The 23,151-nt window shown below is 45.8% G+C and carries 23 protein-coding genes and 4 pseudogenes; 11 read left to right on the top strand and 16 right to left on the bottom strand.

Annotated features, from left to right (window positions below; genetic code table 11):
- Positions 1 to 144 precede the first annotated feature (144 nt).
- Positions 145 to 996 (top strand): aldo/keto reductase, encoded by an 852-nt coding sequence (locus KAI36_RS05010; protein ID WP_220027123.1) that lies wholly within the window; start codon positions 145 to 147, stop codon positions 994 to 996.
- Positions 997 to 1,441: 445 nt separating this feature from the next.
- On the opposite strand, the gene KAI36_RS05005 is transcribed toward KAI36_RS05010, so the two are convergent.
- The gene (locus tag KAI36_RS05005; RefSeq protein ID WP_481856509.1) at positions 1,442 to 2,770 is read right to left on the bottom strand and encodes a collagen-like protein; all 1,329 of its coding nucleotides are present in this window, start codon (positions 2,768 to 2,770) and stop codon (positions 1,442 to 1,444) included.
- Positions 2,771 to 3,044: 274 nt separating this feature from the next.
- A complete protein-coding gene (locus tag KAI36_RS05000; protein ID WP_258382249.1) occupies positions 3,045 to 3,404 on the bottom strand; it encodes a TetR-like C-terminal domain-containing protein in 360 nt (119 codons plus the stop codon).
- Between the two features lie 7 nt (positions 3,405 to 3,411).
- Between KAI36_RS05000 and KAI36_RS04995 the strand changes: the two genes are divergently transcribed.
- The 3 genes and pseudogenes from KAI36_RS04995 to KAI36_RS04985 all read left to right on the top strand — a co-directional run bounded on the left by KAI36_RS04995 (position 3,412) and on the right by KAI36_RS04985 (position 4,610).
- Positions 3,412 to 3,801, top strand: a complete 390-nt coding sequence (locus KAI36_RS04995; protein ID WP_220027122.1) for a Rossmann-fold NAD(P)-binding domain-containing protein — start codon at positions 3,412 to 3,414, stop codon at positions 3,799 to 3,801.
- A gap of 145 nt (positions 3,802 to 3,946) precedes the next feature.
- Positions 3,947 to 4,090 (top strand): annotated as a pseudogene (locus KAI36_RS04990) (IS1595 family transposase); the annotation flags it as partial.
- Positions 4,091 to 4,140: 50 nt separating this feature from the next.
- A pseudogene (locus KAI36_RS04985) lies at positions 4,141 to 4,610 on the top strand (VOC family protein).
- A gap of 395 nt (positions 4,611 to 5,005) precedes the next feature.
- On the opposite strand, the pseudogene KAI36_RS04980 reads toward KAI36_RS04985, so the two are convergent.
- Positions 5,006 to 5,446 (bottom strand): annotated as a pseudogene (locus KAI36_RS04980) (SUMF1/EgtB/PvdO family nonheme iron enzyme); the annotation flags it as partial.
- Positions 5,447 to 5,668: 222 nt separating this feature from the next.
- On the bottom strand, positions 5,669 to 6,307 hold the full coding sequence (locus KAI36_RS04975) for a glycoside hydrolase family 11 protein (RefSeq protein ID WP_220027121.1): 639 nt from the start codon (positions 6,305 to 6,307) through the stop codon (positions 5,669 to 5,671).
- Between the two features lie 472 nt (positions 6,308 to 6,779).
- On the opposite strand from KAI36_RS04975, the pseudogene KAI36_RS27120 reads away from it, so the two are divergent.
- Both KAI36_RS27120 and KAI36_RS04970 read left to right on the top strand, forming a co-directional pair.
- Positions 6,780 to 6,881 (top strand): annotated as a pseudogene (locus KAI36_RS27120) (GNAT family N-acetyltransferase); the annotation flags it as partial.
- A 448-nt stretch (positions 6,882 to 7,329) separates the two neighbouring features.
- On the top strand, positions 7,330 to 7,620 hold the full coding sequence (locus tag KAI36_RS04970; RefSeq protein WP_220027120.1) for a DUF6809 family protein: 291 nt from the start codon (positions 7,330 to 7,332) through the stop codon (positions 7,618 to 7,620).
- A 30-nt stretch (positions 7,621 to 7,650) separates the two neighbouring features.
- Here KAI36_RS04970 and KAI36_RS04965 read toward each other — a convergent pair whose 3' ends face one another.
- Entirely contained in the window at positions 7,651 to 7,830 is a 180-nt protein-coding gene (locus KAI36_RS04965) for a hypothetical protein (protein WP_220027119.1), read from the bottom strand.
- 230 nt (positions 7,831 to 8,060) lie between these two features.
- Here KAI36_RS04965 and KAI36_RS04960 point away from each other — a divergent pair, with 230 nt between their 5' ends.
- Positions 8,061 to 8,237, top strand: a complete 177-nt coding sequence (locus tag KAI36_RS04960; RefSeq protein ID WP_220027118.1) for a hypothetical protein — start codon at positions 8,061 to 8,063, stop codon at positions 8,235 to 8,237.
- Here KAI36_RS04960 and KAI36_RS04955 read toward each other — a convergent pair.
- The 3 genes from KAI36_RS04955 to KAI36_RS04945 are packed head-to-tail and all read right to left on the bottom strand — an operon-like array spanning position 8,234 to position 10,469.
- Entirely contained in the window at positions 8,234 to 8,986 is a 753-nt protein-coding gene (locus tag KAI36_RS04955; RefSeq protein ID WP_028542079.1) for an amino acid ABC transporter ATP-binding protein, read from the bottom strand. The two genes, KAI36_RS04960 and KAI36_RS04955, sit on opposite strands and share 4 nt — an antisense overlap.
- A 15-nt stretch (positions 8,987 to 9,001) precedes the next feature.
- A complete protein-coding gene (locus tag KAI36_RS04950; protein WP_220027117.1) occupies positions 9,002 to 9,661 on the bottom strand; it encodes an amino acid ABC transporter permease in 660 nt (219 codons plus the stop codon).
- A 40-nt stretch (positions 9,662 to 9,701) separates the two neighbouring features.
- Positions 9,702 to 10,469: an amino acid ABC transporter substrate-binding protein gene (locus KAI36_RS04945; RefSeq protein WP_075153808.1), complete on the bottom strand. Its 768-nt coding sequence runs from the start codon at positions 10,467 to 10,469 to the stop codon at positions 9,702 to 9,704.
- 318 nt (positions 10,470 to 10,787) lie between these two features.
- Between KAI36_RS04945 and KAI36_RS04940 the strand changes: the two genes are divergently transcribed.
- From KAI36_RS04940 to KAI36_RS04925, 4 genes are all read left to right on the top strand, one after another.
- On the top strand, positions 10,788 to 11,714 hold the full coding sequence (locus tag KAI36_RS04940; protein ID WP_023987210.1) for an ABC transporter permease: 927 nt from the start codon (positions 10,788 to 10,790) through the stop codon (positions 11,712 to 11,714).
- 1 nt (position 11,715) lies between these two features.
- Entirely contained in the window at positions 11,716 to 12,666 is a 951-nt protein-coding gene (locus KAI36_RS04935) for an ABC transporter permease (protein ID WP_220027116.1), read from the top strand.
- A gap of 196 nt (positions 12,667 to 12,862) precedes the next feature.
- Entirely contained in the window at positions 12,863 to 14,506 is a 1,644-nt protein-coding gene (locus tag KAI36_RS04930; protein WP_104496616.1) for a peptide ABC transporter substrate-binding protein, read from the top strand.
- Positions 14,506 to 14,886: a DUF3899 domain-containing protein gene (locus KAI36_RS04925; RefSeq protein ID WP_220027115.1), complete on the top strand. Its 381-nt coding sequence runs from the start codon at positions 14,506 to 14,508 to the stop codon at positions 14,884 to 14,886. The genes KAI36_RS04930 and KAI36_RS04925 overlap by 1 nt, the downstream gene beginning before the upstream one ends.
- A 315-nt stretch (positions 14,887 to 15,201) precedes the next feature.
- Here KAI36_RS04925 and KAI36_RS04920 read toward each other — a convergent pair whose 3' ends face one another.
- The 8 genes from KAI36_RS04920 to KAI36_RS04885 form a co-directional block, all read right to left on the bottom strand.
- Complete coding sequence (locus KAI36_RS04920) at positions 15,202 to 15,879, bottom strand: vWA domain-containing protein (protein WP_220027114.1); 678 nt, start codon at positions 15,877 to 15,879, stop codon at positions 15,202 to 15,204.
- Positions 15,880 to 15,922: 43 nt separating this feature from the next.
- Positions 15,923 to 16,468, bottom strand: a complete 546-nt coding sequence (locus KAI36_RS04915) for a hypothetical protein (RefSeq protein ID WP_039272512.1) — start codon at positions 16,466 to 16,468, stop codon at positions 15,923 to 15,925.
- A 338-nt stretch (positions 16,469 to 16,806) separates the two neighbouring features.
- Positions 16,807 to 17,907: a toxic anion resistance protein gene (locus KAI36_RS04910; RefSeq protein ID WP_023987203.1), complete on the bottom strand. Its 1,101-nt coding sequence runs from the start codon at positions 17,905 to 17,907 to the stop codon at positions 16,807 to 16,809.
- Between the two features lie 98 nt (positions 17,908 to 18,005).
- The gene (locus KAI36_RS04905; RefSeq protein ID WP_028542074.1) at positions 18,006 to 18,686 is read right to left on the bottom strand and encodes a hypothetical protein; all 681 of its coding nucleotides are present in this window, start codon (positions 18,684 to 18,686) and stop codon (positions 18,006 to 18,008) included.
- Positions 18,687 to 18,744: 58 nt separating this feature from the next.
- Complete coding sequence (locus KAI36_RS04900; protein WP_220027113.1) at positions 18,745 to 19,776, bottom strand: ATP-grasp domain-containing protein; 1,032 nt, start codon at positions 19,774 to 19,776, stop codon at positions 18,745 to 18,747.
- 17 nt (positions 19,777 to 19,793) lie between these two features.
- Positions 19,794 to 20,630 carry an HAD family hydrolase gene (locus KAI36_RS04895; RefSeq protein WP_220027112.1) on the bottom strand — a complete coding sequence of 279 codons (837 nt, stop codon included), beginning with the start codon at positions 20,628 to 20,630 and terminating at the stop codon, positions 19,794 to 19,796.
- Entirely contained in the window at positions 20,627 to 21,778 is a 1,152-nt protein-coding gene (locus KAI36_RS04890; protein WP_023987199.1) for a cysteine protease StiP family protein, read from the bottom strand. The genes KAI36_RS04895 and KAI36_RS04890 overlap by 4 nt, the downstream gene beginning before the upstream one ends.
- Positions 21,775 to 23,121, bottom strand: a complete 1,347-nt coding sequence (locus KAI36_RS04885) for a phosphoribosyltransferase family protein (protein WP_220028053.1) — start codon at positions 23,119 to 23,121, stop codon at positions 21,775 to 21,777. Before KAI36_RS04885 ends, KAI36_RS04890 begins: the two co-directional genes overlap by 4 nt.
- Positions 23,122 to 23,151: the final 30 nt, after the last annotated feature.

Here is a 23,151-nt window from a genome sequence, read left to right as displayed (position 1 = left end):
GAGGATTAGGCAAACATTTGGCACGAACGGGATAACGATCGCTTTGTCATCTGGTGCATAATAAGTATGTGAAGTGGATGTCTGTTAAGAATATGGATTGTAGTTGATTTACACATAATAATTAAAAATACTGGAGGGTTTTATATGCAAAAAGTAACTTTGAACAATGGGATTGAGATGCCTATACTCGGTTTTGGTGTTTATCAGATCCAAGATGCAAATGAATGTGAACAAAGCGTTTATGACGCTATTATGACAGGTTATCGGCTGATTGATACCGCTGCCTCTTATTTAAATGAAGAAGCAGTTGGCAGAGCGATCAAACGTAGTGGCGTGGCAAGAGAGGAGTTATTTATCACTACGAAACTTTGGGTTCAGGATACTGGTTATGAGCGTACAAAAAAGGCATTTGAAAAATCACTGGAAAGATTGCAGTTGGATTATTTGGATTTGTATTTAATTCACCAGCCATATGGAGATGTGTTTGGTTCTTGGCGCGCTATGGAGGAATTGTACCGTGAAGGAAAGGTCCGTGCAATCGGCGTTAGTAACTTCCATGAGGATCGCCTGATCGATTTGATTATTCATAATGAAGTAGTTCCTGCCGTAAACCAGGTTGAAACGCATCCATTCAATCAGCAAATTGAAAATGCAAAATTCATGAAAGAGAATAATGTTCAGATCGAATCCTGGGCGCCTTTTGCTGAAGGGAAAAATGACTTGTTCCAGCATGAAATATTGGTATCCATAGCTGAAAAGTATAATAAATCCGTTGCTCAGGTGGTTTTACGCTGGTTGGCACAAAGAGAAGTTGTTGTGATTCCAAAGTCTGTTCGTAAAGAAAGAATTATCGAAAACTTCAATATCTTTGACTTTGAGTTAAGCCAAGAGGATATGGAGTCGATTACTACATTAGATACGAAACAGAGTCTGTTCTTTTCGCATCGTGATCCTGACATGGTGAAATGGATCGGTACCCGTAAACTCGATATCTAACCCTCTTTCAAAAGATCACCCGTAGGTTTTGATTACGCCAAAAGAAGCAACAATTTAACAATAACCGTTAGAAGTATGGAGTAGATGCCCTAAGGAAATCTACTCCTCTTTTTCGTTTGCGGTATCAATGTATTTATTGAATAATCGTTCCCCGTTAGTTTAATACATTTATCAAAGAAGGGATGTCCCCCATCACAGATGTCTGGAGAAACACCCCTATCTCTTGACTTTCCGTCTGGTGCATATGGCGGCCGGACGATGTGCCTGATTCCTTGCTCATTCCACAATTTCCGCTCCTGTTCGCCTGTCGGCGGTGATCGCTACAAAGCAATACATTTATGTCGTAGGAGCACAATGTCCCCGTACCAAATTATTGCACCGCAGAAATATTGAGGGCGGCCTCTATTTGATATTGGCATTATTATCGAAAAATACTGCTTTCCCTCTATGCAACCTGCGTAATAACAAGGTGCGCGGAAACTGGTCTTGTTCCTCCAGCTAATGGAGTGATCGTGAGTGCCGCGGCATTGCCAGCAGGATTTCGCACTGTGAGTACTGAATTAATGACCGTTGTTTGCACAAGAGCCATTCCTACTATTTGAGATGTACCTGTTGCACGCCCGACCACCGTATAAGCCAGGTCAGCGCCGTTGAGTGTTAAAATGAGTTGACCCGGTTCGTTTACACCTACCTGAAACAAAACCTGATAAGTGCCAATTGTAGCCAAGTTAAAAGAACTCGCATTTATACGGGTAATTGCAGTCCCACTGATTGGACCATCTTGCGGAAAACTCACGTCCGTGTCGGGAGCAACAGTTGCTGCATTATCAGGAGGCATCAAGGCAAAGAAATCTGCAAAACCTAATACTCCACCTGCTGGCCCTGCTGCTCCTGTTGCCCCTGTTGCTCCTGCTGGACCTGCTGCTCCTGTTGCTCCTGTTGCTCCTGCTGGTCCTGCTGGTCCCACTGGTCCTGCTGGTCCCGCTGGTCCCGCTGCTCCTGCTGGTCCCGCTGGTCCTGCCAATCCAGCTGCGCCAATTGCTCCTGCAATCCCTGCAAGTCCCTGTGGGCCAAGTGCTCCTGCAAGTCCTTCGGGGCCAAGTGCGCCTATCGCTCCTGCAATCCCTGCCAGTCCTTGGGGACCAAGTGCTCCTGCAAGTCCTTGAGGGCCAAGCGCCCCAAGTGCTCCTGCAATCCCTGCAAGTCCTTGGGGGCCAAGGGCTCCTGCAAGTCCTTCGGGACCAAGTGCTCCTATCGCTCCTGCAAGTCCTGCCAATCCTTGGGGGCCAAGGGCTCCTGCAAGTCCTTCGGGACCAAGTGCTCCTATCGCTCCTGCAAGTCCTGCCAATCCTTGGGGGCCAAGGGCTCCTGCAAGTCCTTCGGGACCAAGTGCTCCTATCGCTCCTGCAAGTCCTGCCAATCCTTGGGGGCCAAGGGCTCCTGCAAGTCCTTGAGGTCCTGCTTCTGCAATTGCTCCCGCAAGTCCTTGAAGTAATTGCTGACCTTTAGGTGGGGGACACGGTACCCGCACTATTTTTTTAATAACTAGAAGACGTCGTTTCTTTTTTTTCCCTTTTGGATGGCAAACAATTGCGGTTTTCTTTTTGCACGATTTTTTTTTATGCAGAAAACTCAACAGTTTCTTTTTTCTTTTCTTTTGGATGGCAAACAATTGTAGTTTTCTTTTTGCACGTTTTTTTTTATCCGGACAACTCAATAACGACACCTCCCTATAAAGATAGTTTAGTGTACGTGAGTTGTTTATTTTAGGCATGGACGAATAGCCGGTTATTCGCTAGACTAAAAACCATTTTTAGAATATTGGGTGTTTAGTAGGGTGATGTTATACCACAAGCCCAACACTCTTTCAGTATCATTACAAAATTTAATCAGCCTTCACTGCGTCAACCAAAATCACATTTGGGTCTCTTTTTGTACCTCACAGTGGCAGTGTGCTCCCTGTTCTAAATTCAAATATCGTTTCCCGTTAGTTGAATCATTTCTGTGATTGATCCACCTTGTAGATTCTTCTGGTAAGCGCCTGGTCATCATCTGTCCATGATATTTGGAGCTGTTTGCGGGTTTTTGAGTGCAGGCAGTAGAATGCCATCGATTAGCGCTGTGAAGAAAGGCTTGTCGAACGGTTTGCGCTGGATGAGTCCGCGAAAGGAAGCCATTGAAGTAATGACGTGACAAGCCATCTCAATGTCCGCGTGAGCGGGAATTTCACCGCGGACGACGGCTCGGTTCATAAGCTCGCGGTTCACAACAACCCATGGCTCGAAAATCCCGGCTGTTCCTGCTTCGGCAAATTCCGGATGCTGCAAAAAGGAGCCTAGGCCCGCTAGGACACGAAATTTGCGTTCAGTCGTAGAGCTTTGTCCTTCGGTACACGGTGAGGGTGACACAGGATTTGTGCCGAGACTGATCAACATCGCCAAAACGAAGGGCTTCTCAGCCTATGTGGAAGAGGGGACCAACCGCTGGCCGGCTGTGCACCGCCTTGACGCTGCACATCTATACCGCCTTGCGTTAGAAAAGGCACCCGCCGGTTCACGACTAAATGGGGTCACAGATGAAGGAGTGCCATTTCGCGACATCGCAAGTGTTATCGGTAAACACCTGAACGTGCCTGTAGTCAGCATTTCACGTGAAGAAGCAGACACACACTTCGGCTTCCTCAGTACACTTGCAGCGCTCGATATCCCGAGATCAAGCGTTGCAACTCAGGAACTTCTGGGATGGCGGCCTGTGCAACCTGCACTGATCCACGACCTCGAACAGTCTCACTACTTCAACAACTGATTGGATGCTCCCGTAAATTCTAACCAAGGGTACGGGAGCATTTTTCTTTAAAAAAGGCTATGTTAAATGTTATTGTTGATATTTGATACTTACGAACTAGCGTTCTATAATAAGGGTAATATCACTGTTCGGAGATGATTTGCCCATGGATTTAAAGGAACTGAAGAGGCATGCTGATACATGGGACGATAACGGTAAGCGAGAGCTTATCTACTTTTTACAGTCTCGAACCAAGGGTGTGGCGGTTCCAGTTCGTGCGATTGATGAAATTCAAGAGCAGAAGCATAAAGTATGAAGATGATCAGATAATAAATTTGTACACATAAGGAGATAAAAATTATGGCAAAAAACAAATTACTAAGAATGGACAATGTTGGCATCGTTGTAGAATCCCTTGATGACGCAATCTCTTTCTTCGAGGAGGTTGGCTTGAAGCTCGAAGGGCGAGCTACTGTCGAAGGTGAATGGGCTGGTCGTGTAACCGGGCTGGTCGTGTAACCGGGCTGGGTTCACAGTGTGTAGAGATTGCTATGATGGTTACCCCAGATGGCCACAGCCGACTTGAACTTTCGCGATTTCTCACCCCACCTACTATATCCGATCACCGAACTGCTCCTGTAAATGCCCTCGGTTATCTACGCGTCATGTTCACCGTTGAAGACATTGACGAAATGGTATCCAGACTCACAAAGTATGGTGCTCAGATCGTTGGCGAAGTGGTTCAGTACGAGGACTCGTATCGGCTCTGCTACATTCGTGGAATTGAAGGACTTCTAATCGGTTTGGCGGAACAACTCGGTAATAAATAAGTGACGTTTAAAAGAAGACTTAACTGAAATATACATTGCTAGAGTAAAAAATAGAAACAAAAAAGCAGTGTGAAAGTATTTCGAAGAAGTCGGGTGCATCAATCATATAAACACCGCATTCACACTCGGGGTCTGGGCGACCCTCGGTCCCGAAAACTAGGAACGAGGAAGTAATTGCCGGGACACATCCGCACCGACTAACCGCATCGTGGCCGGCAGCAAGCTGCCTTAACTCGGTGGGACATCGTGATGCATGAACTTTAACGGAAATCAATGCAAAACCAAATTACAGGGACTCAACTAACGGGAACGTTAGCTCAATAAACCGCCTTTTCACCAAGGCGGTTTTCTTATGGTCAAATATCAACAATAACATTTAACATAGCCTTAGAATATACCTTCCTGTAGGAACCGCTTTGGTTATCCAAGTCTCCATACCAGTTCCAACACCATTCTCTACGTTGCCAGACATATCATAAATTCCTAACTCGTTGGGTTTCCGGGTACCGATCGATTTTGTTGTATTATTGTTGCTCTCTATGATAGGCCAGCTCCAGTCTCCAGATAAGTACTTGTCTCCGGCATTTTTCCAATACCATGCGACCTCGTCGGCATTATTGCTTCCGCTGTATGTGTAGCCCTTGCTCACCTGACCTCGCCTGCTGCATATTCCCACTCTACTTCTGTAGGCAATCGGTAACCGTTAGCCCCCTCATTGATCGTTACTGTCCATTTTATATTATCGTTATCATTCTTATTGTTTGGGTCTTTTTTTTATCCTTGTCTATGTTGTAATACGGTTTTAAACCCTCTCGTATACTTCTTTGATTACAATGTCAAAGGTCGTTTTGTCTGATAGGAAACGACCTTTGACGTATCCGGATTAATGATAGAACTGAAGGGGAACGTCCTTCCGTTTGCCTCCAGTGTTTAGGGATTAATGTTTCCTCTATGATCGATTCATTTAAACCCTATCTATCAGACAGCTCTCAAAACCCGCTTATCCCGTGAGACAGTCCCAACCGCGCCTGTTCGTTGAACAGCTTACGATTGAGTGATTACCACACCGTTACGTCAGAACTCCCACTACTCTGATACCCCTCTGTTGCTAACACCTGGTAAGACCAGGTATTCCCCAGATTCATTCCTTTGCTCGCCCATGCTTTCACGTGGTTGCTGAAAGTGATCGTGGAGTTGCCCCCGGTCGGTCTCTTCGACTGTCGAACACTCCAGTACTGAATAAACGTCGTTTTTTGGCCTTCAATGGAAGGTGCGTCGTATCGCATTGTTGTGTAGATGTCATATGTGCCCCCATCACTGGTCACCGTACCTTTATACGTTCCGGTAGGTCGATAAGTCCCCCAGCTATCAACGACGTAATATTCGATGAGTGAGTTTCTCGTCCACCCGTAGAGAGCCAAATATCCATTACCGGACGGCGCCCAGACACCGGCATTGTAGTTAATCGTTCTGTTTGGCGATCCAGTAGTCCAGCCTTTGCCGACAACAAAATTCCCGGTATCCTTCCATGTTACGCTGTAATTACCGCCTGATCCATTAACAGCATTGACCGTCCCACCGCCATCGGTCCAATTTTGCCAATAGTCTGTCGCTGCACTTGAGGTTGTTGCAAACAACCCAAAACTCATGGAAGCTGCAAGAACTACCGTCATCATTTTCTTACTAAACTTAAACATACTTTACCTCCTAAAATTTTTGTGTTTGTCCCATACATCTGCTTGTTAGTTGATTCTCTTTGCAGCACATCTCTTATCAGTGCCATATTCCGTTTTTTTACTTTTACCTCCTTTCTGAGTAAATTATAGAATGATAGCGTTTGCATAAAAACCTAGCAAATTAAAGGTTTAACTCTATTATGTTTAGAATACCTTGAATTTTATAGAAGCCGTTGAAGGGTAATCGAGTTTCGTAACGTTGGAAGAAGGTCTTCGCTGCTTTTAATTATTCGAGCAATATGCGAATCTATTTTTATGTCGGATTTTTTAGATATTCATCTAATCGGAAACAATATAAGTTCTTGTCCCAAGCTGAAGACAAGAACTTATATCGTTAAAACCAAAAAGCTGCCAATGGCAACTGGGGTCAGTCCCGTCGGTTTCCCATATGGAGTTTTTCCAATGTCAATTTTAAGGAGTGCAATTCAGTATAAAAAAACTGGGGTTTGAGAGCGAAGGCATATTAAAAAAGGACAAAATTCTGTCCGATGGTAATTACCTCAACACAGTTATGATGGGACGACTTAATGAATAATTCCAGCAAAAAACCTCCTGTGAATCATCACGGGAGCTTTATTGTGAATGTTATGCCTTTTTACCTGTAACGTTTAGGATTATCTGTCTGACCAAGAATAAAGTCGATACTCACCTTGTGGAAATCCGCCAATTTGATTAAGAACGAAGTGGGCGGAATGGTGCTGTACAAGCGATAACGTTCGCCTTTGTGCCCGGATTTCAACCTTCTTAGCTTGATTAAGAAATCGGGGCACAACAACGATGGGAATCACCATCCGACCGCGTAGTGGCGCCTCGTGTACATTTTTAACTCAGCTTATAAAAAAACTTTATGCAAATAACGCATAAATATCAATATGCATCCATCGCATGCTGTAAACTGTGCTTGGGGGATGAACAGCGCATAAGGGAATTCTCAATTCACGTGAGGACAAAACACTTAACATTTCATAGGGGGCTTGATGAAAATGATTTTGGAGGATCTGTATTATGGGAATTGGCGTCCCAGTGAACAAATAAAGTCAACCGACCCTGAGTCTCAAAAAGTGAATCAAAAAATTAGTGAATATATGGAGATGTTGAAAAATAAATTACCAGCAGTCGATTTTGAGCAAATTGAAGTCATGTTTGATTTATTAAGCGAGTCAACTTCCTTGCACTCCGCAGCAGCGTTCATCCACGGGTACCGAACGGGGGCAGTGACGATGATTGAGGTATTTAGCGGGGAAAAAGAATGGGTTGCTGGTAATAAACCATAAGAAAGATGATGGAGAAATTTAACTAATGACTTAAAATAAAAGCACTTCAATCGGCAGAAATAATCTTTTGCCTTGAAGTGCTTTGCTTTGTACGAATCCTTCTACTTCGTACCGCTCGGTATTGGGCCAGTTGTTCCTTGGACACGGCGGGCTCAGCTTAACGACCTGATACGTTCCTAACTGGTTGTTGGCTTCATTTTTATTAGTCATCAGCTTCTGAATCGGAGCTTTAAGTCCTGTTTGCAACACGTCCCGAACCGATTTTGTCTGAACCGGATTCCTTCACTTAGGCTAGAACGGACGGAGCGGTAACGATTTCCAAACTCTTAATATGCTCATGCAAGCAGTAGAGTCCACAACTTTCGGCTACTCCAGCTTGCATTCGAAGCTTTTTTAAAGTTGCTATATGCTCTACATGCTCTGCAACTACAAAAAGGGAGATGGCGCTGGCCATCCCCCTTGCTCTTATTCTTCCCTCATACTTCCTGCTTAAAAACATATTGCTTGCACAGCTTGTCGGTGAGCGAAGCGGGCAGAATTGTTCTGAAGAAGCGGAGCGTTCGGAAGAACAATCTGCACGCGCAGCGCCTCCCCGCACCACCAGTAACTATTTTTAATCCCCCACCCGATTCAGAAACACCTTCGTCCGTTCCAGCTGCGGATTGTTGAAAATCTGCTCTGGTGTACCGGATTCTGCAATTTCGCCATTATCCATAAAAATGACACGATCCGCCACATCTCTCGCAAAATTCATCTCGTGGGTCACGATGACCATCGTCATATGTTCCTCAGCCAGCTTTTTGATAACTCGCAGCACCTCACCCGTCAGCTCGGGATCAAGGGCCGAGGTCGGCTCGTCGAACAGTAAAATATCAGGGTTCATCATCATTGCCCGGGCAATCGCCACACGCTGCTTCTGCCCCCCCGACAGTCGGGATGGATACGCATCTGCTTTATCTGCCAATCCGACTTTAGCCAGCAACTCAGCGCTTTGGCGACGCAGTTCAGCCTTGCTCACCTTTTTCACCAGCTTCGGAGCCAGCTCCAGATTATCCTGTACCGTCAAGTGAGGGAACAGATTAAAATGCTGGAACACCATGCCCATCCCAGTGGTAATGCCCTTAATATCACCTGCCGGAGCGTACTGACCGTTTTCCACCAGTGCTTTATCATGAATGCGGATCGTTCCGCCCGTCACATCTTCCAGGTGTACCAAACTACGGAGCATGGTACTTTTTCCTGAACCTGAAGGACCGATGACGGCTACAACCTCGCCCGCTTTAACGTTAAAGCTCACTCTTTTCAGAACGTCGAGCTTGCCGAACGATTTTTTCAAATCGGTAACTTCTATTGCATTAGTATTCATATCTCGACATTCCTTTTACTCGAATTTAAAACGTTTTTCCAGCGCCCTGAAGAATAGCGTCAGCACCAAAGCTAACAACAAATAAATAACCGCCGCTACAACATAAGGTACAATCGAGAAATCACGGTTTACAGCCGTATTGGCAAAATGCAGCAGTTCCGGTACCGCTACTGCATACAGTAGTGCCGTATCTTTTACCAGTGTTGTCGCCTCATTGGTTACCGCAGGCAAAGCAATCCGCACCATTTGCGGCACAATGACTCTAATCAGCGTCTGCGACTTGCTCAAGCCCAGCACTTGCGAAGCCTCGTATTGCCCTTTATCAATCGACAACATCCCGCCTCTGAAAATTTCCGCAAAATAAGCTGCATAATTCAGTACAAATGCCAGTACCGCTGCCGTTGTCCGGTCCAATACTAGATACTCCCCAATGACAGGCAACATCGGCAGACCAAAACAAAAGAACAATAATTGCAGCAATAGCGGCGTACCGCGTATAACATAAATGTACATATGCATCAGCCAGGCGATTGGCTTAATCCGGCTTTTGGCCAGTAAAGTAACGATAAAACCCAATGGAATAGACAAGATGAGCGTGATGAAAAATAAAATAACCGTCATCTGTGCCCCTTCAAGCATAGGCTTCATAATTCGTAAAATATATTCCATACTCATAACCTTCGACTCCTAAACCCTTAGTTCAATACACTACGTATTAATTTAATACTTTATCTTCACCAAACCACTTTTTTGAAATTTCAGCAGCTTTTCCGTTCTTGTGCAGCTCATCCAATGCAGATTGCAGCTGCGTCAACAGCTCTTCATTCCCTTTTTTCACACCGATGCCGTATTCCTCAGGGGCCAGTGATTCATCAAGCAGCTTATACGTCCCTTGTTCCTTCGACATATAGTACTTGGCAACGACTTCATCAATGACAACCGCATCCAGACGTCCGGTTTTCAAGTCTGTCAAAGCAAGCACATTATCCGGGAACTCGGAAACTTGCTTCAATTTACTTTTGATCGGATTCGCATCCAGTGCATCGGCTGCTGAAGACAGCGTCTGGAGTCCCACCGTTTTGCCCGCCAGATCAGCCAGCTTGGAAAGACTGGAAGTAGCCGGAATGACAATCACCTGACTGTTTTTCAGATATGGCTTCGTAAACAGCACTTTTTCCTTACGCTCATCCGTAATGGTGTATCCATTCCAAATGAGATCAATACGTCCGCTGTTCAGCTCGGATTCTTTGGCAGACCAGTCAATCGGCTGAAATTCCACCTGTTTACCCATTTGTTCCCCGGCCGCTTTCGCATAATCAATATCAAAGCCGGTCAGCTCGTTATTTTCATCTCTAAAGCCCATCGGGGCGAATTTATCATCAATTCCAATAATCAATTTACTGTCATCCTTACCGCCGGAACATCCGGCCAACACGATCATCATCAATCCAATTAACATCGTAAACATGGCTGCTTTTCTCATCTTATTCCCCTCCAACAATGATGACCCCCGTATCCAAGAACAGGTGGCAAACGCTTTAGTTCGTTAACACGTTATCAGAGTATCATCATAACACACCGCAGGATACTCGTCGAGAGGAATGAGCGGAATCTTAGCCTTATATAAATGGAAAACCTGTGACGAAAATTTGACCGATGTTCTATAATGTAAAACCTTACCTTGACATGTCACCTAAACCGTCTTATTATTTCCTAGTATTCTTATATACTTTTATTAATTTTAAAATTCCAGCAACAATAGTATGTAAATCAGCTTGATAGACAGGAGAAATAAAGCCCCATGTACATTTTAAAGCGTCTTTTTACGATGTTCATAACGTTGTGGATTATCGTCACTTTAACGTTTATCATCATGCACATCATTCCGGGTGATCCATTCTCGAACGATTCCAAAACGATTCCGGAAGCGGTATTGCAAAACATGCGTGCCAGGTACAATCTGGACAAGCCGCTCGCCGTGCAGTATGTGCTGTATCTAAAAAATCTGCTAGTACTGGATATGGGCCCGTCTATTCAATCGAAAACGACGGACGTCAATATGCTCATCGCCCGAGGTTTTCCACCTTCTGCATTGCTGGGTATTCAATCCATCGTAGTCGCGATTATTGCCGGTATTTCGCTCGGAACACTAGCTGCTCTGCACCATAATCGACCACTGGATTATATCTCGATGTTTATCGCCATTGTTGGTATTTCCGTACCCAGCTTCATATTGGCACCGCTGTTAATCAAGTATGTTGCCGTCCAATGGCACCTGCTTCCGGTCGCCTCATGGGGAACCTGGCAGCATACGGTGCTCCCGTCGCTGGCTCTCGCTGTTTCACCTCTTGCCGTTATCGCCCGCTTTATGCGGACAAGTATGCTGGAAGTTATGCATGAGGAGTACATACGCACTGCCAAAGCAAAAGGGTTGTCCTCTTGGGCAGTAGTCATTCGTCACGGATTACGCAACGCGTTGATTCCGGTGCTGTCCTTTATCGGGCCGTTATTCGCTTCCGTTATTACAGGTACCTTTGTCGTTGAAAAAATATTCGCCATTCCCGGCATCGGTAAATACTTCGTAGACAGTATCTTTAACCGGGATTATCCAGTGATTATGGGGACGACCATTTTCTACAGTGCCATTCTGGTCGTCACTTTATTTTTAATTGATATATCCTATCGCCTTGTCGATCCGCGAATCAAATTAGACAGCAAAGGAGATTAACATGAAAGCAGCACCTACTGTCGAAAAGGACAGCCTGTTCAGTCTTGTAGACCGCAGCCAGATCCCTACCCCCACGTTGACCAGACCCAAAGAATCACCCTGGCGGGATCGGCTACGCAGACTTTTTAACAACAAGCTTGCTCTGTTGGGACTTTCCCTACTTATCATTATTATTGTGCTGGCGATTGTTGGACCCTCCATGGTTCCTTATGCACCGAGTGATCAATCCCTTTTGAAGACGAATCTTTCTCCTTCGGGAGAGCACTGGTTTGGCACGGATGATCTAGGGAGGGACGTATGGGCACGGACATGGGCCGGGGCTAGAATTTCACTTATGATCGGCTTTGCCGCTGCTGCCATTGATTTGGTGCTTGGCATTCTCGTCGGCTGTGTAGCTGGTTATTGTGCGGGACGTGGTAAAACGGGCGACCGAATCGACAATGTCCTAATGCGTATTATTGAAATTCTGTACAGCATTCCTTATCTGCTGGTCATCATTTTGCTGCTGGTTATTATGAAGCCAGGCCTGCTCACGATGATTATTGCATTATCTATTACTGGCTGGGTCGGTATGGCCCGTGTAGTGCGTGGGCAAATCTTACAGCTGAAGCAGCAGGAATATGTGTTAGCAGCTCGTAGCTTGGGGACATCTCATTCGCGTATTATCTTCAGACATTTGCTACCGAACGCAGCGGCAATCATTATTGTAAATTTGACGTTCACTATTCCGTCGGCTATTTTTGCCGAATCGTTCCTGAGCTTTCTCGGTCTGGGGATTCAGTCTCCTTCGGCCAGCTGGGGGACGATGGCTAACGATTCACTTGGCGTTATTTTAAGCGGTCAATGGTGGCGCCTATTTTTCCCCGGGCTGATGATATCGCTCACCATGCTGGCGTTCAATACACTTGGAGACGGACTTCAGGATGCACTTGACCCGCGCTCACAACATTAACAACAGAGATATCCAAATTGGACAAGGAGGGGTGTCACCATGATCCGCAGCTTCTCGCCTAACCGCAGGAAAAACGGCAGTTCCTTTATCGAAGTGCGCACACGCGGCATACCTGCGGGAAAGGAGGATGAATAAATCCCGGTACGGTGTACCTTATTTTTGGCATAACTAATCACAGTAATGGAGGAAAACCACGATGAAAAAAATGCATTGGATGACGATCATCTTACTTTTGGCCGTAACGGCTTTGGCTGGATGCTCTGGTACTACGGACAAAACAGCAAGCAACGACCCGTCCGCTGCGCCTCAAGCAGATATCCCGCAAGAAATCACTGCCAATCTGGCAGGTGGAGAGCCTTATACGCTAGACCCTGCTTTCGCATCAGATACAACGTCCTACTTTGTGATTGATAACTTGTACGAAGGGCTGTATACATACGATAAGGCCGGTAAAATCGTAGAAGGCGCTGCCAGCAAAGTAGACGTATCTCCTGACGGCAAAACCTACACCTTTACTATCCGTGACGGTGCAAAATGGTCGAATGGTGACACGCTGACAGCTAAGGATTTTGAATACTCCTGGAAACGGGTACTGAATCCGAAAACAGCTGCCTACGATCCTTCTGCCCTCTACTACATCAAAGGTGCCGAAGCGTACAACACAGGCAAAGGTAAAATTGAAGACGTGGGTGTTACAGCCAAAGATGATAAAACTCTTGTAGTTGAGCTGAAATCACCGCTGAGCTTCTTCCCAACGATCGCAGTGGGTCATGCCTATCTGCCAGTAAACCAATCGGTTGTTGAGAAAAATGACAAATGGGCAGCAGAAGCGGGCACAATTGTCGGCAACGGTGCGTATGTAGCCAAAGAATGGAAGCATAACGAACAAATTACGCTGGCGAAAAACGATCAATTCTGGAACAAAGATGCCATTACAATGGCAACGATTAATTTTAAAATGGTTCAAGACTCCACAACTTATTATCAAATGTATAAAACGGGCGATCTGGACCTGATTTTGAGCCTTCCCGTAGATACACTGGATCAGGAAAAGAGCAACAAGGAATTCCTGTCGCATCCATCTTTCAGTGTGTACACCTATTCTTTTAACGTAAAACAAAAGCCGTTTGACAATAAAAAAATCAGACAGGCCATTTCCTACGCGATTGACCGCGAAGCACTGGCTACCAGCGTAACCAAAGGTGGCGAAACTCCTGCTTACGGTTATGTTCCATACGGAACAACAACGCCATCCGGCAAGGACTTCCGTGATGAAGCACCGAAAAAATACTATGAGTTTGACGCTGCAAAAGCGAAACAATTGCTGGCCGAAGGTCTGAAAGAAGAAGGTTTGACCAAGCTGCCACCGATCACCTTCAAATACAACACTTCGGATAAGCATAAAAAAGTAGCTGAAGCGATTCAGGAAATGCTGAAAACAAACCTGGGTGTTGAAGTGACGCTGGAGAATCAGGAGTGGAAAACGTACATTGATACCTTTAAACAAAAGAACTTCCAGATCGCCCGTATGGGCTGGGAAGGAAACTTCCTGGATCCACTCGGCGTATTGGGGCATTATACTTCCAAAAATTCGAACAACTTTACCAACTGGAGCAACCCGGAGTATGACAAACTGATCGAATCCTCAACCTTTGAGCTTGATCCGGCAAAACGCTTTGAACAGCTCCATCAGGCAGAAGACGTATTGATGGAAGATCTGCCGATTATTCCGATCCAATTCTCTGCGGACACCGCATTAATCAGTCCTAAGATTCAAGGTATCGTATTTGATGCTCGTTCGAACCCAGACCTGCGCTTTGCGAAACGGGTCGAAAAATAATGATTTTACGTTTCGGGATCACTGCCCTGATCGTCGGTACCTTAGGATTTCTGTACGCCATCCCCCATCTCTTGTATGGTCGTGAAAACATGGCTACTGCAAATCTGCTATTCCTGTTGGGGTTGCTGGGCTTGGTGATCGGTGCAATCTTCCACGTTCTGCAAAGCGGTTTTCTCACCCTCTTCCTGCAGGGGTTTGCCGACATCAGACAGTTGTTCATTCGTCAATCCAAGGCATTACGGGAGGAAAATGAACGTTTGCGTTCCGATGAATCTCTGTCAGCCTGGAAAACATCCATGTTCCGCCACCTCAAGGTATATACTTCGGGGTGCGGGGCGGGGCTTATCCTTTGCTCGATGATATTAATGGGGATAAGTTAGTTAGGGCGTATGAAAGCTTTCTTGCGGTTGGTGGGCGCTGCGCGTGCAGATTGTTCTTCCGATCGCCACCGCCCTCGGATTTTCATTATTGTACACAACCAGTAAAGGTTAAAATCCGAGGACAAAAGCGAACGCTTCGCTTCTTCAGAACAATTCTGCCCGCTCCGCTGGCAACCGCCGTAGAGCTTCCATACGTTTTAGAGGTGTGTAAATGAAAAGAGAGAGTTTCGCAAAGCGTTTGCTAGCGGAACTCTCTCTTTTTGCATTTTTTATATTAAACTTTGAAAAGGGCTCATAGTACAATACTTAGTAGCCTTAATAAATATGCTTTTCCTTGGCTTCTTGCAGCCATAACGGGAACTCGTTAAGCAATAGTTCGTACAATTCATTGTCTTCCATAGATTCGATATTTTGAATTTGAAAGAAGTTAGCGTTATCTACCACACGGCCTTCTATGTTGTCCAGCTTCTTTAATACGCCAAAATCTGACTCACCCACACCGATAAATTGCCAGAAAATCGGCTCTCCTGACGAATCAATGACTGCGTTATCGATATTATCTCCTTTTCCACGCTTCACACCGCCATCATTAATAAAAATAACAAAGGCTGGATCAGAAGAGGGTTCTTCCTTGGTGTATTTGGCGATGACATCGCGCATCACAGGCGGCTCATCATTACGACCGAACTTGAGCAAATAATCATTGGACAGAATATGTCTTTCAACATAGTTGTCAACGTCATTTTCGGTAACGGACGGCAAACGTGAAAAACGGTGATCATACACCCATACGTCCAGTACACCATCATCATCCAAAGAACTCGCTACTGCAACAATTCGTTCCAACACCTTTTGAACGGTACCATTTTTGTACAAACTTCTCATAGATCCTGAAATATCGAGCACCAATCCAACTCTCGCAGTCACATTTGATAGATTCTTTTTAGTCAGTACCAGTTGCGCATTCTTTTTAAGTAAAGAAATACCGCTCATGTCCCCCACGCTCCTCTATGATGTTTGCGTTTGTACGCCTACTCTACCATCTGCGTCGTTCATCGCCTCTCAGGGGAAAGTCGCTCAATTCTCCGAGTTGGTCATGTGCAGCCTTATAAATGCGAAGAATAGCTTGTACCTTGTTAAAATCATTGTCTTCCGGGCCGAATCCTTCCATATACATTTTTTGAATGATGTTTTGGAAGAAATCCATACGTTCGCGGACGGAATCCTGCTCGATTTGCAGTACCTCTTCAAAGCTGTGTGTCTCAGCAAAATCAGACAGCTCATCAAACTCCTGTTCCTGATATCGCTCTCCCCGAGTTTCGGGATTGAGATCAATAGAGGTACGCAAGGTTGATAATAAAATATTTTCGCGCGCCAGCATAACATGAAAATCTTTGTTCTTAAACAGATCCGTAACGATCAGACGGCACATTTCCTTGTTCTGGAGCAGAATCCCGTCAAAAGGATGCAGCGTCCACACACCGTAGTTAAAAAATAAATTAAAATTGAAGCTGCTGCTTCCATACTGATATACAATGTTGATTTTCGATTCGTCGATGATTTCAAATGAAAATTCCAGCATGCATTCTCCTTTGGGATTCCAATATTTAACTCTATCCTATCAGAAAATGCATGATTTTCAATAAAAAATTTTATTTCACAGAATCATTTAATTCCACAATTGAATCTGCTTTTTCGCTGCTGACAGCCACGAGTAAATAGACAATCACACACCCTAAAATAAAGGACATCATACGCTCGCTCTCTCCTTTTGTCATTCGCTTTTTAAGAGTTTATGCACGAGAATGCTATGTATGTTCATCATGTCCTTTATTAGCTACTGCCAAACCAAAAAAAGACGCCTTTCGGAGTCATCCCGGCGTCTTTTTAATAGATTGGGTCTATTATTCTAAATTGTCATCAGTTCAAAAACGAGCTTAAACCCTCAGAAGAATTGCTATCCTTCAGCGTTTTGGATGGTTCTTTCCCTTCGATCCCCAAACGTTGGCTAAGGTTGGCATTGATTGCTGTCATTTTACTTGTGTAGTCATGGCAGCTTTCAATAATTTGGCGGTTCGATTTTTCAGACAGATCCAAAGCAGATACCAAATCACCAATCGCCTGATTCACAGCCTCCAGTGACATAGAAGGCTTGCTAAGCAGATCTGTCGTTCTCTCGGTCGTCGTTTTGAGAAGCTTCGCATTTTCCTTGAATTGATCTTCAATGGTACGGTTGGTTGCATCGACGGCTGAAATGATTTTGTCTTGATCCGCCAGCGCCATCGCGATCATAGCCGATACAGTGATCAGATTCGATGTTTTATCAATCGCATTATTTACAGAATCAATCAGTTTATCATTGTTATCATTAATAATATCTGTTGCCGCAATCGCCTGATTGTATAACAAAATCATTTCAGTCATCGACTGTGTACGAGTAACCACCTTGCGCAACCCCCGCTCCAGATGAGGCTTACGGTTTTCGTTTTCCGGCTTAGCAATCTCGGTCTCAAACAGTTCTTTCAAGCGATTACCAAAGGCAATCTTCGTCTGTAAATTGTAGATTTCTTCAATGGAAGCCTTCTTCAACTGTCTCATGCTGACGATGTTTTCTTCCAGATTATCCTTACCATCTCTCAAGGCAGTAATGATTTTCTCGATGTTCGTCTTCACCGACTGATACTTGTAAATGTAGTTTTTTAACGGGCTTTTACGCAGGAGCTTGCCAAAAAAGCTCACATTTTTGCTCTGCTGGAGCGTTTCGCATTCATCACGCAGCTTTAAGATCATATTGGATACCTCAGCCCGATCACCGGACATGAGGTCGTTTACCGGACGATCCAGCATTTTAAGGGTCTGCCCCGCACGTTCCTGCGTTTTAACCCCCAGTTTACCGATATCATCCATTAAGGTATCCAGGCTCATGACATCGCTTTGTGATACCTTCTGAATCAGCTGTGAAGCCTCCTCAGTCACCTTTTGTTCATCTTCTTTTTTCAATTCAGCCCATGGGGTCGCCATACGCTACCTCCTATTCTGAAAACAACTGTTACCCAAGTCTAATCGTTGTTATTCAGAGCAGCTATACTGCTACTTTTTTTATTTTCTCAAAAAATCGCCTACAATTCGGAACTGCTATATCGCTGGTGAATAAGCTCCGCTTTGCTCTGTAATTCCAACAGATCCTTATGCTCCACCGTAGATACAATTACAGATATTTTGCTGTCCACATCCCGTAATCCGTTTAATAACGTCCTCCGGTTGGTCCGCTTCGCATCGCCGCTGAGCCGAAGAAACGGATTAATCAGTCCGTTCAAATCCTTCAAAATCAATCTCCGAACCGTGTGATTCACTTCGCTGTTGTTCAGTTCATGCAAAAGTGGAATGACCCGCTGCAAACGTGCAAATAGAGCCAGCGCCTTCTCGACGATCTCGTTATCAAGCGCATCCTTCTGCCCCTCGGAGATCACCATATCCTCCAGTACCTCCAAATACTCCATCACCTGAGCAAATTCACTGCTCACCTGAACTGATTGACGTACTTGTCCTGTCATAGACTCCGGTCGAACGGCAGCTTCCTTTTCATGCTGATGTGTCTCAGCGACCTGCTCCTGCACCACCGGAATCACGGAACCGGTCAGATTGGGGCGAGGATGGCGAATAGCCATGATGGCACTGTATCCTCCCAAACCAATGATCGGAATCGCCAAACACACAAACAGTGGCAACCAAAAACTTAGTAAAAGCGCAATCAGGTAGCTAACCACAGCAATCGTGGCACCCCACATTTTTGACGTCATAGCTTGTACCTCCTGACGTAAACCCTTACCATATTGTAGAAAACAATATTTGTGTGTGTCAATGTACGGATTTACGTATGGTGATTGGCTGCTCGATATGACTGGCTAAAATGTCGTATTGCGGATGAAGTGAACCGATCTCATGACCCAAAGCCGATTTCACCGCTAGATAAGGAAAATTGATACCAGACAAACATGATACATGAAGTCCTCCGGACATCCGCGGATTGATCTCTAGCAGCTTGGCATGCTCGCCGTTATATTTTACCTGAATGTTATAATTGTACGGAATGTGATACGCCTCAGCGACCTTCTGTGCCACCTCCAACAACTCGGGATGCTGCTCCAGCAGCCGTAATCGTCCTCCTGCCTTCCTACGCGGAACCGCCGCTAGCAGCTTTCCGTTCCGGTCAGCCAGGCAGTCAATACTGTATTCGTATCCCTCCAGCAGCTCCATCACCATCAGATTGGGAAATGATTCTGTGGATGACAATACGCGGTGTGCTTCCTCGAACGAAATATGATTCAGCGCATGGCCGAACAGTTCCTCCAGCGGATTACGTTCATTGTCGATGATACGAAAGCCCATTCCGCCTTCTGCATTACATGGCTTGAAGCATGCCTTATGTCCAAGTGCTATTAACGACTCATATGCCTGTTTAAACTGCTCGGCATTGCTGGCAATGGCATAATCGGGAATCGTGACAATTTCCTTTTGACGAATGGATTCATAAAACAAATCCTTTTCCATCAGTTGCTCCAGCAGTTCGGTATCTTGGCATACCATCACTTTTGTCCCAATACCATCGAACAAATAAAGATGCTTGCTAATATCGAGCATATTCCACCGTGGGATAAAGACATCAATTCCGTGCCGCTTGCAAAAATCAGCGCAAAATTGTGCGTACTCCACACCACTGGTGCGAGGCTCTACTTCAGCTATATCACTGGCCTGTAGCGCCATGTGCTGCGGATCAGAGTGCGTCGCATAGATCTCGAACGGAATACCGTCCTCATTGTTACGAATAGCATTCATATAATGATACGCCACTGAAAACCAGCGGTTAAAATACACCTTAACCTTCTTCACAGAGCCACGTCCCCTATCTATTCTGAAAATGAAGTTTGAGCTGCGAACACACTCCGGTGTATCTCATGAACATACGCCATGATTTCGTCCGCTGCATAAACCCCCGACACTTCTGTAAAACGGTAATTGACCTCCAACTTATCCCGCAGCTGTTCCCGATACAATTCACCATGACGCGGAGCAATCGCATAATCGGCATAGTCCAGCAGACAACGGTCCAGCAAAGAGTCACCGGACGCAACCACAGCCCCTCCATTCGTGAGATTACGGATGTGCTCCACGGCTGCCTGTTTATTCACCGCCGCAGGTACCAGATACACCTTACGACCTTGAATGGATACCTCCCAGCCCATTTCACGCATGATTCGCGCCTTCTCCAGCACCTGTTCCAGCGGCATACGATCCCGTTCAATCATGAAAGCATAAAATAACTCGTCGCAAAAGCGCTCGTTTACCACCCAGTCTTCATGCAGCACCTGTCCGAACACCTGACGTGCTTCTTCTGCATGAGCACCATCACGGCGTACTTGTTCATGAATACGCCGATTCCACTCTTGGTCCACCTCGCCTCCGACGATGATGTTTCCACCATTACTCGTCACGGCATATGCGGGAACCAACTCCGTCTGAAACACAGTGATTCGTCTATACTGTTCTATCGTCCGAGTCGTCACGGGCATAAACATCACATCTTCAGGCAGTGTCTTTAGCAATTGCAGGGCTTGTTCAGAAATAAAAGCCCACGTTGCCCCGTCTATCTGTTCCGCAGGCAACAGGCCAGGGGACTCCAGCGGTACGCCAAGCGAACGTTTGGAGTAAATCAGTGTCTGATCCAGATCACTTGCGTAGATCATTCTTGTCCCCCCTTGAGCGGCTTGATAATTCCGCAGCAGGAATAAGTCAATCCTTCAAATACTTCTACAGGCACTCCACGATCCTTTGCCAGCAGCATAATATGCTGAAGATTCGGATTATCTTCGCGGTCAATCAGAATTTTCCACGGCACTCTGCGCAGCAGTACACGAGTCGTCTCCCCCACTCCGGGCTTGACCAGATTGATATCCCGAATACCAAATGCCTGCTGAATCGCTTCAATATCCCGTAAGCCCTGCCATGTCACCGCAGGCGGATTCAATGTCATTTGTTCAGCATATGCAACGGCCGTTTCAGCCACGTCTTGAAAGTACCCGGATACCGTATCCACAAACGTATTGGACTGATCCACTGACCGCCAGGATTCATAAAATTTGGCCCCATGGAAATCATCAGGGCCTATGAGATCGTCGCGTAATACCGTCCGACTCATCAAACCTGATACAGTCGAATTCAGACAAGCACTTGGAATCAAATAATCTTCTCGTGTACCAAAGGTTTCTGAACATCTGCCCGGATCGGCCAGCACCGCCAGATCATCATTTAGACGCAAACCGTAATCCGCGTTCATCTCACGACAGGCCTCAATCAATACCTGCCGAATCGCCCCTTTCCCCGTCCAGCCATCGACAAACTGAAGTTCAATCTCCAGTCCATGCTGCTGTAAAATGTATAAAATCGCATTCCGGTCAATGCCTTTGCCACGAATAATAGAAATGCTGTAATGCGGCAAGGATACGCCATACTTCCAGTCAATATAACGCTTGATCAGGATACCAATGGGCGTCCCTGCTCTGGCAAGAGAAACAATCGCCGTGTTCAGGCCTCTTTTTCTCACAATCATCTCAGCCACAGAAGCTGCCGCTAATGCAACCTTTTTGGCAGATTGGGCAAGTGTTTCGTGAAACAATGCAATATACTCGGCTGTCGGCTCGTATTCCACTGGCAGCATTTCTGAATAATGGACTCCCGACTGAATCGCCTCTTCACGATCCTCCGTCCCTTTTTCCAACGTAACCCGGCTCAAATCCTTCAATAAAAAAGTGACATCCGAGGCAGGATAACTGCCCAGCGGTTCGGGCGGATGAATGTTCTTCTGCTGTATTTGCTCCATGAGTGCTTGCTTCATATCCGCGCTCCTTTACTCTCCTGTCTAGTTAAACCGTTAAAATAAACGACATGCACTTTATCGCAGCCCAGACGGGTCAAAGCCTCCAGCATGGGGTTCATCCGCTCTGGGTCAGACTCCCTTTCCATCAAAACGAATATTTCGTCATACTGACCGGGGTCTACATTATAAATAAAATTGCGTATCGTACTGTCCTCAGGTGATGGATATGTCACACCACAGGCGACTCCATACCCTTCTTCGCGGTGGGGATACACCGGGCTGCGTGTCGTCGATTGAAAATACACATTCGGACCTAACTCTGCTGCAATCCGCATTGGAATGTACATGAATTCGCCTGTGCCCATAACCAGCGTGCGTTGCCCAGAACGAAGTTGGTTCAGTCGTTCAGCTGTACGCGTGATTTCTGCATCCAACGCTGAATTATCAGCGGATTGTAGACCAAAACGGCCTGTATATTTTAGATAAGGAGCTGTATTGGCGTACCCGTCCGTTGACATGGAGCTGTGTACTACCCGCTCAAAATCGGAAGCATCCTTTTCAAAACGGTGGTCAATTATTCCAGAAGCGTATTTATTAACCTCTGCCATGCTAGTGGCTGCATGTTCTGGGTACAAGGCCTGTCCGGCATATTCTGCGTGATCCAGTATTGGTACTCCCTGTACCTCAATCTTTCCTTTGAGCAAGCTTAAAGGCGTAATCGTAATGCCTAGCTCTGCCTCCAGATCAGTGAAAGCCTGCTCGTCGCTGTCTGTCCGCCAATCCAGTAACGAAGCAATCACATACTGTTTACGCGGAAAATGCTCCTGAATATCCCGTATGATATTAAGCGTTGTTTTTCCCGTCGTAATTTCATCATCTACCAGCACAATCGGGCCATCTCCTGCAAAAGCATCTTCATCCAGTGCATAGCAACGATGATCAACAGCGTGCGAATGCTCTTCTTCAAACCGAATAATAGGCCGAAGACCCGGAATATCCTCGCGCGTCGTATGAATATACGAGGCTCCGTCGTCAAACAACCGATACATGCTGTGTCCCAATGCTGTAGCCGTCTCGGCAAAACCAACAAACTTGATCGGCTCCGTAAAAGCAAAAGCTAAACGTTCATCCATCAGCTTTTGGTAGGCCTCTTTCGCATAGTCCGGGTCAAGAAGTCCTCTCACGGCCTCTCCAATCAGTTCATCCATTTGTTGTCCTGCCTGTGGGACAAGCTCCTTATATAGTAGAATCGCCAGCGCCGCACCACTGAGCAGAGAAGTGTATGGGTTTACCGGAATATGCTTACCCAGCACCTTACTGACAAACAAAAACGAACGCTTTTTATTGACCCGTGCCGCCATCGCAAACAGCTTGTCCACAGGAAGGCGGAA

Source organism: Paenibacillus sp. S02, assembly GCF_019454065.1.
GTDB lineage: Bacteria > Bacillota > Bacilli > Paenibacillales > Paenibacillaceae > Paenibacillus > Paenibacillus polymyxa_B.
The sequence above is the reverse complement of the archived record's forward strand: the minus strand, read 5'-3'. Positions and strand labels throughout refer to the sequence as shown.